General features: G+C 54.5%; 10 protein-coding genes. 3 read left to right on the top strand and 7 right to left on the bottom strand.

Translation table 11 applies throughout. The annotated features are described in order from the left end of the window. Nucleotides 1–7 precede the first annotated feature (7 nt). Nucleotides 8–1036 carry an extracellular catalytic domain type 2 short-chain-length polyhydroxyalkanoate depolymerase gene (locus tag DFK18_RS04520; protein ID WP_114417019.1) on the top strand — a complete coding sequence of 343 codons (1029 nt, stop codon included), beginning with the start codon at nucleotides 8–10 and terminating at the stop codon, nucleotides 1034–1036. On the opposite strand, the gene DFK18_RS04525 is transcribed toward DFK18_RS04520, so the two are convergent. Continuing rightward, nucleotides 1008–1529: a hypothetical protein gene (locus DFK18_RS04525; protein ID WP_114417020.1), complete on the bottom strand. Its 522-nt coding sequence runs from the start codon at nucleotides 1527–1529 to the stop codon at nucleotides 1008–1010. The two genes, DFK18_RS04520 and DFK18_RS04525, sit on opposite strands and share 29 nt — an antisense overlap. 113 nt (nucleotides 1530–1642) lie before the next feature. Here DFK18_RS04525 and DFK18_RS04530 point away from each other — a divergent pair, with 113 nt between their 5' ends. Continuing rightward, nucleotides 1643–2569, top strand: a complete 927-nt coding sequence (locus tag DFK18_RS04530) for an AEC family transporter (protein WP_114417021.1) — start codon at nucleotides 1643–1645, stop codon at nucleotides 2567–2569. On the opposite strand, the gene DFK18_RS04535 is transcribed toward DFK18_RS04530, so the two are convergent. Further along, nucleotides 2551–2952, bottom strand: coding sequence for a CoA-binding protein (locus tag DFK18_RS04535; RefSeq protein ID WP_114417022.1), 402 nt, complete (start codon nucleotides 2950–2952; stop codon nucleotides 2551–2553). The genes DFK18_RS04530 and DFK18_RS04535 overlap by 19 nt on opposite strands. 48 nt (nucleotides 2953–3000) lie before the next feature. Here DFK18_RS04535 and DFK18_RS04540 point away from each other — a divergent pair, with 48 nt between their 5' ends. Continuing rightward, nucleotides 3001–3795, top strand: a complete 795-nt coding sequence (locus DFK18_RS04540) for an enoyl-CoA hydratase (protein ID WP_114417023.1) — start codon at nucleotides 3001–3003, stop codon at nucleotides 3793–3795. On the opposite strand, the gene DFK18_RS04545 is transcribed toward DFK18_RS04540, so the two are convergent. The 5 genes from DFK18_RS04545 to DFK18_RS04565 are packed head-to-tail and all read right to left on the bottom strand — an operon-like array spanning nucleotide 3796 to nucleotide 11018. Beyond that, complete coding sequence (locus tag DFK18_RS04545; protein WP_114417024.1) at nucleotides 3796–4140, bottom strand: hypothetical protein; 345 nt, start codon at nucleotides 4138–4140, stop codon at nucleotides 3796–3798. It abuts the gene before it with no gap. A gap of 17 nt (nucleotides 4141–4157) precedes the next feature. After that, nucleotides 4158–8702, bottom strand: coding sequence for a bifunctional serine/threonine-protein kinase/formylglycine-generating enzyme family protein (locus DFK18_RS04550; protein ID WP_114417025.1), 4545 nt, complete (start codon nucleotides 8700–8702; stop codon nucleotides 4158–4160). A 17-nt stretch (nucleotides 8703–8719) separates the two neighbouring features. Further along, a complete protein-coding gene (locus DFK18_RS04555) occupies nucleotides 8720–9460 on the bottom strand; it encodes a PP2C family protein-serine/threonine phosphatase (protein WP_162299684.1) in 741 nt (246 codons plus the stop codon). 14 nt (nucleotides 9461–9474) lie between these two features. Next, nucleotides 9475–10386 (bottom strand): adenylate/guanylate cyclase domain-containing protein, encoded by a 912-nt coding sequence (locus tag DFK18_RS04560; protein ID WP_162299685.1) that lies wholly within the window; start codon nucleotides 10384–10386, stop codon nucleotides 9475–9477. A 29-nt stretch (nucleotides 10387–10415) separates the two neighbouring features. Continuing rightward, nucleotides 10416–11018, bottom strand: coding sequence for a hypothetical protein (locus DFK18_RS04565; RefSeq protein ID WP_114417028.1), 603 nt, complete (start codon nucleotides 11016–11018; stop codon nucleotides 10416–10418). Between the last annotated feature and the right edge of the window lies 1 nt (nucleotide 11019).

The following is an 11019-nucleotide window of genomic DNA, read 5'->3' on the forward strand; positions in this document are numbered from 1 at the left end:
AAGGGCCATGCTTGCTATCAGGAATCAAATCAAACTCGTGCTGTTGCTGCCTCTGGTTTTGCTGGCAGCCTGTGCAGGTGACGAGAGCCAGGAACCCCAGTTGCCGGTTCTGGATCTGGATAACCAGCGGTTTTATGTCAGTGGTCTGTCTTCGGGAGGCTATATGGCGCAGCAGCTTTTTCTGGCCTGGCCCGAGGAAGTTCAGGGTATCGGTATTTTTGCTGCCGGCCCCTATGGCTGTGCTCGTGAGGGGGTGAATACTGCCATCCTGACCTGCATGAAAACCAACCGCGGGGCACCCGATGCTGAAGCCTTGAGAGAGCTGGCTGAAGAGGCCGCTGCAGAAGAGCAGCTGGGTGATTTGAGCCGGTTACAGGAACGCCCTGTGTTTATCTACCAGGCCGGTCAGGACCCACTGATTGAAGCCGAAGTCACCCAGGCCCTGGTGGATTTTTACCAGCCGCTGGTCGGTGAAGGCTTGAAGTTGACTCAGGTTGAAGCGGCCGGGCACGGCTTTCCTACCCTGGATCAGGGCGTGGATTGCTCAGAGACAGCAGCGCCTTTTGTTAATGCCTGTGGTTTTTCCGGGGCTGGTGAAAGCCTGGATTATCTGGATGCACCTTTGCAAGAAACCGTTGCTGCCCAGCCCCAAGCCGAGCTGAAAAGCTTTAGTCAAAAGCCGTTCAATGAAGATGTTAAAGGTTTGGCGGATCAGGGCTATTATTACTTGCCGCCCGCCTGTGAAGCTGATCCGGCAGCCTGTGGTCTGCAACTGGTTTTACATGGCTGTGAACAGGCTGCAGAAAAAGTGGGTACTGACTTTATTCAGCAGAGTGGTTATCTACAGCAGGCCGATGCCCGCAACCTGATGCTGGTCTTCCCCCAGATAGAAGCCACCCTGGCCAATCCCAAAACCTGTTGGGATTGGTGGGGTTATGGTGGGGATGAATTTGATACCCGTGAAGGCGAGCAGGTGCAGGCGCTGCGCAGCCTTTGGCAACAGCTGCTTAACGGAAGTCCTTCTGAACCACGGTAAAATCAAAATAGCTGCCGTAGCTGGTGCCCCAATCCGGATGGATAAGGACGCTGGCTCGCCAGATCATGATGTCATCGGTGCAGATACCTAGAAGAGGGGCCGCGGTAAATACACCTTCACCCTGGTATTCCATCGGGGTGCGGTTGTAGCCCATGTACATATCCCGCCCCTGCAGATCCAACTCCAGCGTTAGCTCCTGAAGTTCTTCTTCCGTATAACCCTTGAGTTCTACACGCACGGGCAGGGGTTCCAGCGGTGTCGGCTGGTCACTGTTGAGGTCAAACACCAACTGGTGTTGGTCTTCCAACGTTGCCTGGCAGGTTTCTTCAGGCAGCTGACAGGGGTTGGCTTGATACCAGTCGACTTCACCGGTTTGGCTGCTACCCAGGTAGTCGCTGACATACCAGATGGCCAAGAGGATGGCCAAAAGGGTGACCAGTATGAAAATATTGAGGGGATAGTGGCGCTTGGACCTGGGGCTGTCTGGCTTCATCATGCTTCCTGAGCTTGCGGGTCGCCTGAGCTTAGCAAACTTATCGAAATCTTGGCCTGTGGCTCGATGCCGCATTGTTTTATTGGAATAATTACTGGAAGGATTTTACCGCAATGCTTGCTCTTATCCATGCGCTGGGTCCGGTTTTTATCGTTTTATTGCTGGGTGTTGTCCTGCAGCGCTTGCGATTTCCTTCTCCTGACTTCTGGCCACATCTGGAACGCCTGGTTTATTTCCTGTTGTTTCCGGCGATGTTGATTGCTCGTCTGGCTACCGCCGATTTTACCGGACTGGACGTGGGTCGTCTGCTGCTGGCGGTTCTCCTGCTCATCTTGCTGATGCTCCTACTGACCTGGTTGTTAAGAACCTGGATTGCAGCAGATGCTGCTGCTTTCACCTCGGTTTTCCAGGGGGCCTTGAGATTTAATACCTATGTAGCCCTGGCCACCTCTGCTGAACTTCTGGGCAGTCTGGGGCTGGCTCTGGCTGCGGTTATTATGGCCCTGATGATTCCCCTGTTGAATCTTCTGTGTGTGCTGATTTTTGCGCTCTATGCCGGGGATCAACGCTCTTCTGTAAAAACGACCCTGCTGGCCTTGGCTAAAAACCCGTTGATCCTGGCATGTTTGCTGGGGTTACTCTTGAATGTCAGTGGGATCGGCTTGCCGGGCTGGAGTGAGCCGGTCATGGAACTACTGGCCAGGGCGGCCCTGCCCCTGGGGCTTTTGGCGGTGGGCGTGGCGCTTAATCTGCAGGCCCTGGAAGGAGCGGGGCGTCCGGTCGTGGCCAGTTCTTTGCTGAAACTGCTGGTCATGCCCTTGGCGGCCATGCTGATCAGTCAGCTGTTGGGTCTGGATACCCAGGCCCAGTCGGTACTGGTGCTCTTTGCGGCCATGCCCACAGCTACCAGTGCCTATATTCTGGCCCGGCAGCTGGGCGGGGATGCCCCCCTGATGGCCACGATAATTACAGCCCAGACCCTGGCGGCGATGCTGACCCTGCCCCTGCTGCTCTACTGCAATCAGCTTTGGTTCAGTTGACCATGTTCGATCTTGGTACAGCGATCTTCCACATAATCCAGACCTTCTTTTTCGGCCAGCTGGCGGCACTCGGAATTACTGATGCCCAGTTGTAGCCAGATCCCCTTGGCCCCGATTCTAACGGCTTCTTCGGCAATCGGCAGGCAATCTTCGGACTTACGGAAAATATCGACCAGATCCACGGGTTCGGGAATAGCGTCTAGGCTGGGGTAGCAGGTGAGTCCCAGAACCTCTTGCAGACGAGGGTTCACAGGAAAAATAGTGTAGCCCGCCTCTTTGAGATAGGCCGCTACCTTGTAGCTGGCACGATCGGGTTTGTCGGATACACCAACGATGGCTAGGTTTTTGGCTTCACGCAGGATATCCTGAGGGTTAGTGCTCATTTTTTTCTTTCCTTATATTACAAGTGAATAATAATACTGGAGGATAGCATGTCTGACTCAACTGCAAACCTGGTGAGCCTGACTGATCTGGGGCAGGGCGTTGGTCTGTTGAAATTGAATCATCCCGAAGCCCGCAATAGCCTTTCTGTTGCCATGCTGGATGCTCTGGAAAAGCGCCTGGAAGAAGTGGCAGCCCTGGACTCGGTGAGAGTCGTGATTCTGGCTGCCGAAGGTCATGTTTTTTGTGCGGGTCATAATCTCAAAGAGGTGAAAGGCCAGTTTGATGATCACCAGGCTCAGCTGGATTTGTTTAACCAGTGCAGTCGGGTTATGCAGCAGTTGGTACGCCTGCCCAAGCCGGTGATTGCCCAGGTGGCCGGGGTGGCTACTGCAGCGGGTTGCCAGTTGGTGGCTTCCTGTGACCTGGCTGTTGCATCAGATAAAGCCCGTTTTGCGACACCGGGCGTGAACATCGGTTTGTTCTGCTCTACCCCCATGGTGGCTTTGACCCGCAATGTTAGTCGCAAGGCAGCCATGGAAATGCTACTGACCGGGGAAATGATTTCTGCCCAAAAAGCTGAGCAACTGGGATTGGTCAATCAGGTGGTCGGTGAAGAAGAGCTGGAAGATTCGACTCTGGCCCTGGCGAAATTGATTGCCAGTAAATCTCCCAAGACCCTGGCAATTGGTAAGGAAGCCTTCTATCGCCAGCTGGAAATGCCGCTGAGTGAAGCCTACGCCTATACCAGTGAAGTGATGGCGAAAAACCTGCAGACCCTGGATGCCCAGGAAGGGATTTGCGCCTTTGTAGAAAAACGTCCGCCGCAATGGCGAGGTGAATAACTAGCGGGTTTGCCAATAAAAGTAGCCAGCGACTGCCACCAGCAGGAGGGCTAGCAGCCCGCCGAGCAGGACCACTTTGTTCGGAGACTTCTGCGGGGCAGTTGTCTGGTCAGCAGCTGGGCGAACTGGACCAGGCGTTCCCGGGTTGCTGGCCGGATGTGAAGCAGGTTCCTCATCATCCGAGTCTTCGTCATCCGAGTCTGATTGGGGAACCGTGACCTGGGGTTGGGTATGGTCATTATCCTGCGCCTTGTCGATGAGCTCAGCTCGGGCCTGACGGTAGTCTGTTTTGGTCAGCAGTCCGTTGGCATATTGGCGAGACAGGTTTTTTAAATTAGTTTGCATGACTGAAGTCTCTGTTCTCACTGATTGGTTTCGGCTTGTGCACTCTGCAACTGCCGTGGAAGCACTTCTTCTCGAAGCAACCGGAAGCCGGTGACGCCATCGGCCGATCCCGAGTGTTCGCGCGCAAAATCCAGGCTGCATTCGGCATGGGGGTCCTGATAGGCACCACCCAACGCCAGCAGGCGGTTATCATCGCGGGCCAACTCCTGAACATTGCCGATAAAGTTTTGTAGTCCCCAGCCGTTTTGATGGCCGGTGGAAACCTGGTTTAACTGATCGCCTTTGAGAATATCGCCACCCAGGCGCACCCGGCAGTTGTAATCCCGCGGTGGTTGTTGGCCTTGGGCAGACGCGGCATAAAGCCATTCGTTTCGGGAAGGCAGCCGATAAGTCTGCCCGGTACGTTCAGACAGCCAGGCAAGATACTGCTCGATTTCCTGTAGGGAAAGATCGGTACGAGGAAGATCCTGGTCCTGGTTTTCCTGAACCGGGCACTGGCCACTCAAAAAGCAGTATTTGTTGTAGTCCTCGTTGGAAATCTCGTATTTACTGATGGCAAAGCCCGGCTGTTGTGCCCTGCCCGGGACCACCACCAAGAGAGGACCGCGAACCTGCTGGTGGAGCATGTCAAAACAGATGGCCCGGGCACGCCGCCCGTAACTGGCCAGCTCTTCGGTACAGGGACGACTGCTCTGCAGGGGTTCCCAGGGTTGGCCAGCCACATCGGCGCCAGTGATTTCATTCGAAGCCTGCAGGGAACGGATATCCATATCCCGCTGGAGAATCTGCCCCTGCCAACGTTGAGCGGCCATTTCTTCGCTCAGGCGGGCTATGGCTGCCCGATAGTCATTGTTATCCGACCAGAGTTGGCGGGCTTCCCCCAGAAGGCTACGGGCCTGTTCGAAATTCTTTTCTTCCAGTTGGGTCTCAAAACGGGCAAAGGTGGCTTCTGCTTCCTGGATGCGTCCTCTGAGATCTCTGGCAAAATCCAGGACTTCAGGATGCTCGGGCAGGCGTTCCTGGGATGCCTGTAAAAGCCCCTGGGCCTCGGTCAGACGTCCAGTGCTCAGGGCCGCTCGGGCGGTTCTTCCCTGAGCCCAGGGCGGTGGGGCTAGGTCAGCGCGCAGGCGTGCCAGGCGGCTGTTATCCGGGAAGAGAATGCTGGCACGGGTAGCCAGGCTTTCGGCTTGTCTGCGAGTACCTGTATCGGCAACTTCAAGAATTTTTTCGACCAGCAGGTTGGTGTACTGGCGTTCCAGCTCGGTATAGCGTTCCGGAGCAAAGGTGCGTATCTGATTGAGCTGAGTTTCTGCTGCCGGGGTATCAAAGTGGGTGCCTTCGGCAAAAATCTGATTCAGATCCTGGATATTGCCTTCAACCAGGTAGTTTTCCTGTGCGTTTTGTAGCTGCAGATCATTGGGCGCCACCTTGAGGCCGCGTTCCGCCATTTTGACCGCTTCATGATAAAGCCGATCATTACCGAGTCGATTGGTGACTTCCAGATAGGCTTCGGCCAGAGCATCGGCTGCGGTTATGGTCAGGAAGGGGTCATCATCACCCAGATAATCACGCAGCTGGCTGAGGGTTTCTTCGGCGGCATCCATTTCGCGGGCATCCGCTTCAACCAAAAGGGTATTTTTCATGCCCTCGATGCGGGCCAGGCGAGCGGCTTCTTCACGCTCGCTAAGAAAAGTCTGGTAATTTTGCTGGATTTCGCTTTCTGCTGTTTGCAGCTGGGGGGTTACCAATCCCAGAGCATCGGCCCGATCCAGTATCGATAGGGCCAGGTTGTAGCGCTGACTGCTTTCCAGTTCGCGGCTTCTTTGTTCATAGGCCGCTGCGATCCGGTTTCTCTGCTGCTGACGGCTTGAGTTATCCACACCCGGACTGACATCCAGCCAATCCAGGCTTTGTTTGATTTGCTGCTCCCATTCCTGGGTGAATTCAGGATTTTCAAGCAGTCCGCTGATCTGATCGGTCAACTCCTGGCTGGTGGGCGCCTGTCCCTGGTTAACCAGAAAATAGGCCTGACCGAGGGCCAGCCAGAGATCAGCATGTTCTTTGAGTAGCTCGCGGTCATCGGCTTCCATCAATAAAGGAGTTACCTGGTCACCGAGAATATAAAGTGCCTGATTGTCGGGGGAGAGGCGAGCCAGTTGCAGGAGCGTGGGCTTGGCTTCCAGATAGGCATCCAGGGAATCGAAGCCGGCCGCTTGAGTGGTGAAGGTTTCCTGCAGATGTTCCAGATTTAGGCGTTTTTCCTGCTCGCGATGAGCCAGCTCCCAGCGGTCCTGGGTATTGATCAGCCCGATATCATCGGGCATGCGGGCAAGGCCCACATCCAGGTAGGTGCGTGCGCTTTGGAGTGCATCCAGGTTAATGGCTTCCTGGGCAGCCGTACCATAGGCATCGGGAATCCTGGGGTCTTCCAATAGTTGGTGGTCCGGGTCCACGGCAATGATCAAGGACAGGATTTCACTGATACTTTCCGGGCGTTCGGCTCCGGGTAGCAGGTTATCAGCCTCCAGAGCTAGATTGAGTCGCTGGTTGAGTTGATGCAGGTAGCGGTTGCGTTCCAACTCCAGCTGATTACTAAGACCGATGGCTGCTGCTGAATCCGGGTAGAGCTGCTCCATGCGTGCCAGTTCGTTTTCGGCCTGGTCAAAATTGTAGCGCTGTTCATCAACCTTGACTGCGGCTTCCATGAGTTCTTCCAGATAGCCCTGAAGGATGTCCCGCGTAGTATCTGTAATCCGGTTGCGAGCATTCACTTCCAGGCTGGGCAGGGTGGTGATGACTTCTTCAATCTTTTCGGGCTGTTGGGTTTCCACCCTTTCGATCAAGCGGTCGACATGGAGTTTATCCAGGTAGCTTAGCAGGGGGTTGTAAGCGGCTACCCCGAGAATCACCGAGAAGGCGGTGCCCAGCACCCAGGGATTCTTGTGCCAGTTGGCTTTACCTTCCAGCTCTTCCAGAAATTTCTCAACGGTCGCGGTACGATCTTCTTTTTCGAACGCCAGTCCGCGAATCAACCCCTTCATCTGGCGCTTTTTCAGCCCCTTGATGGGCGCGGGCACCAGCTTGGCTTCCTGGGCCTTGAGTGCCGATTTCTTGTTGAAAGGGTGATAGCCGGTGAGTAGCTCATAGGCAACAACCGCCAGGGCATAGAGATCATCCTGAGTGGAAGGGTCTTTGCCCTGCAGCATTTCCAGGGAAGCATAGGCCGGTGTCAGAGCACCCAGGTCCCCGGCATCAAAATCATCCTGATTGCCCTCTTCTTCCTCTTTTTCTTTTTGCTCATCGGCCCCGGCGTTAACCGCTCGGGCGATACCGAAGTCAAGAGTTTTTACCGTTCCGTCATCACAGAGGAAGGCGTTCCCCGGTTTAAAATCCGAGTGCACAATATTGCGCTGGTGAGCGTAGGACAGAGCAGCACCCAACTGCTCGATCAGCGGGAAGGCCTCCTCGAAGGGAAGACCACCCTTGGGACGCACCACCTTACGGATAAAGGTATCCAGGGGTTTCCCCACCAGCAGTTCCATGGTGATGAAAACCTGGGTGCCGGTCATGCCGATACGGTCAAAATCGTAAACAGTGGCAATGTTGGGGTGGGCTAGCTTCTGTTGGCGACTGGCTTCACGCTGCAGGGCCACAAAAGCCTGGGGATGGGCTTTGAAGTCTTCGGTCAGAACCTTCATCGCCACGTAGGGGTTGCTGTCCTTGGCTTCCACTTTGAGCAGGTCACGCGCCTGGAACACCTTACCCATACCCCCGGCACCCAGGACCTTATCGAGAATAAAGCGGTCCTTGATGATGGAACCCGGCCCCAGTTTTTTCAGCTGGGAGGAGGAGGCCCCCGGCAGATCCCAGGATCTTTGTGAGGTGTTGGTGGTGCTGTAGGTGCTGCTGGTCATCGACCCCGAGGTTCGGGATGAGAAGGTGCTGCTCGGCTGGTCTTCAGCCATTACCGTCAGCTGGGTGTCTACATCCTGGGCAGGCGTAGCGATAACCGTAGCATCTTCATCTTCGTCATCCGAGCTCTCTTCCGGTTGGCCTGGGTGGCCACTGGGTGGGGTGGCTATAACCGTGGCATCTTCATCCTCTTCCTCTGCCGGAGGAGTGGCCCCGGGCGGTGGCGTAGCAATAATGGTGGCATCTTCGTCATCATCAGACGTGGCTGAAGCTTGAGGATAGGCAATTTGCGTGGCTTCTTCGTCTTCTTCTGCACCCGAGGCCGTATCCAGGCCGGAAGGGGGGTAAGCGATCTGGGTCGCATCCTCATCTTCATCGGCAACCATAGAGGAGGCTGCAGGATAGGCAATCTGGGTGACTTCTTCGTCCTCTTCACCATCAGTGTCAGGGAAATCCGGGGCGGCCAGATTAAGTCGGTCTGCCTGCTGTGGTGAAATCTGCCCTTGTTGTACGGCTTGATTCAAAGCCTCCTGCAGCTCACGGGTGCTGAGCTGACGTTTTTGCAGCAGGCTTTGAATCATTACCTGTACTTCTGGAATGGCAATTTCATTGGCTGCCAGGGATTCCAGAGTTTTTTGCAGATTCACCATGATGAGTTTACCGACCCCTAGTTAATATCAATAACAATAACAGTGACATTATCCTTGGCGCCGCGCTCGAGAGTCAGGTCAATCAAGGCTTGACTGGCTTCATCAGGCGTACCTTTTTGCAGAATTTCTGCGATTTCCCGGTCTTCCAGATGGCGGGTCAAGCCATCACTGCAAATCAGAAAACGGTCCTTCTGACTAAGTTCGCATAAATCCGCTTCCAGATAGAGCTCTTCATGACTGCCCACGGCCCGGGTGATGATGTTGCGGTCCGGATGAGAGCGTGCTTCTTCACGGCTGATAATGCCCTGGCGTACATAGGTTTCTACCTGGGAGTGATCAACAGTCAACTGGTTGAGTTGGTCGTAGCGAAGGCGATAAATACGGCTGTCTCCAGCCCAGAGGAGCGCACCCAGTTGGGCATTTTCAATCACCAGAAGTGCCAGGGTGCTGCCAATAATATGTTTTTTACCATCGTCCTGGATACTACGGTGAAGCAGATGCTCATTGACCTGGTCCAGGGCATCTTCGATTTGATCCAGGCGTTCGGCCAGTGTGGGTTGCAGTTCCAGCCCCTTCAAACTCTCCACGATCATACGACTGGCAACATCACCAGCATCATGCCCGCCCATGCCATCAGCAACCAGCCAGAGTCCCTCCTGACAGCGATCCAGAAAAGCATCTTCATTAACCGGGCGCACATGGCCTCGGTGGGTCTTGCCGCTGGAACTAGCCAGGGCACTTGCTATTTCTGCACTCATCATCCCTATCCTTTTCAGCTATTGCTATAAGAGAAACTGACCAGTTCCTGAGGGTTGTCGTTGAAAGCCCGACCCAGGCTGATTTTGCCTTCACCGATCAAGGGGACTTCTTCACGACGAACAAAGGCTTCACTGCCATCCGCTTGCTGGATGTAGGTGCCATTGGTGCTTTGATCGATCAGGAAGAATTTATCGCGGCGCAGTTCGATGGTGATGTGCTTGCGAGAAGCCAGGCTTTCCTTGACTGCCAGATCACAGGTGGCGCTGCGACCCAGGACTGCAATTTCGCGCTCACTGTTCAAACTGATCTGGGCATCCTTGTATTGCAGGGTCAGTTCGGAAGTCTCTCCCAGGGTTGCCAGGGCATTGGGGATATCTGCCGACATCTGGGTGGCATCGTCTTCTTTCCACTGAAATTTGACAATCTCTACGGTGCCTTTGCCTTTAATTGGGGCATAGTCAACAAACTGCATGTCTTCCTGAAGCGCCGGTGAGAGAACCTTGGAGGTTTCGCTCGTAGTGATGATCTGATCCGCCTTGGCCTGAGAAGCCATGCGTGCAGCTACATTGACGGCATCGCCATGAACATCGCCGTCTTCCATGATAGCCGGACCGTAATGGAAACCTACGCGGATGCTGACAGGAACCTCGGCAAAGCCCTCGTCATTGGCATCTTCCAGGCTTTCCTGCATATCCACCCCGGCCTTGAGACCGGATTCGGCATCCGGGAAGGTGCACATGATTTCATCCCCGATGGTTTTGATCACCGTGCCCTGAAAGCGTTTTACCGACTCGGTCAACAATGCCAGGGTGTCCGCAATGATTTTGCGCGCGGTTTCGTCTCCCAGGGTGTCATAGAGTCGGGTACTGCCGCAGATATCGGCAAACATGATGGACATTTTTTTAGTTTTGGTAAAAAGAGCCATAGTGTTCATCACCTTTAATCAAATGGCTGCTACTCAATGGGCAGCGGCTTGTGAGCATCTTCAAACATATTGAGTGTAACGTGTTCATTGGGATAGGGGACGTCAGGTCCTATATCAAAATCATCAAAGACAAACTGGTCCGCCCAGTTGCCTTCCAGGCTTTCCCTGTCAATGCGGGCTGCGATGGCCTGAAAATCGCTTCTCAGACGAGCGTAAGTCTGACCGACTTCCTGCAACTGTGAAATCAGCCCATCATACCTGCTTTCTTTGTTCTCCAGTGCTTCAGTGAGCAGTTGGATCTCGGTGGTTATGCGTTCTATTTCCTGATCTGTGAAGGCGGTCACGCAGTGAGGCTCATCTTCGCAGGCTGCCAGGGTTAGCTGCATGCCCGCCTGAAGGTTTTTCAACAGCTGGATTTCCTCTTCCAGTTGTTCAGGGGTCATGTCTTCAGGATCGGCTGCGAGAAGATTGAATTGTCGTTCTGCTTTTTCTTCTTCACCTTCCTGTGGCTGTTCTTGCGTACCTGGAACCGTTTCTTCTGCTACTAGCTCCAGGCGATCACTTTCTGCTTGAAGCCGGGGTAGAAAAAACAGACTCAGCAGGAGCAGCAACAAGGGAAACCGGTGCTTCACT

The organism is Marinospirillum perlucidum (genome assembly GCF_003336805.1).
In the GTDB taxonomy this organism is placed as follows: Bacteria; Pseudomonadota; Gammaproteobacteria; order Pseudomonadales; family Halomonadaceae; genus Marinospirillum; species Marinospirillum perlucidum.

Bases quoted from the DNA above. Each gene is read 5' to 3' on its own strand.
- DFK18_RS04555 (WP_162299684.1), bottom strand. From the start codon at position 9,460: ATGAGTGCAGAAATAGCAAGTGCCCTGGCTAGTTCCAGCGGCAAGACC.
- DFK18_RS04530 (WP_114417021.1), top strand. From the start codon at position 1,643: ATGCTTGCTCTTATCCATGCGCTGGGTCCGGTTTTTATCGTTTTATTG.
- DFK18_RS04545 (WP_114417024.1), bottom strand. From the start codon at position 4,140: ATGCAAACTAATTTAAAAAACCTGTCTCGCCAATATGCCAACGGACTG.
- DFK18_RS04550 (WP_114417025.1), bottom strand. From the start codon at position 8,702: ATGGTGAATCTGCAAAAAACTCTGGAATCCCTGGCAGCCAATGAAATT.
- DFK18_RS04520 (WP_114417019.1), top strand. From the start codon at position 8: ATGCTTGCTATCAGGAATCAAATCAAACTCGTGCTGTTGCTGCCTCTG.
- DFK18_RS04540 (WP_114417023.1), top strand. From the start codon at position 3,001: ATGTCTGACTCAACTGCAAACCTGGTGAGCCTGACTGATCTGGGGCAG.
- DFK18_RS04535 (WP_114417022.1), bottom strand. From the start codon at position 2,952: ATGAGCACTAACCCTCAGGATATCCTGCGTGAAGCCAAAAACCTAGCC.
- DFK18_RS04560 (WP_162299685.1), bottom strand. From the start codon at position 10,386: ATGGCTCTTTTTACCAAAACTAAAAAAATGTCCATCATGTTTGCCGAT.
- DFK18_RS04525 (WP_114417020.1), bottom strand. From the start codon at position 1,529: ATGAAGCCAGACAGCCCCAGGTCCAAGCGCCACTATCCCCTCAATATT.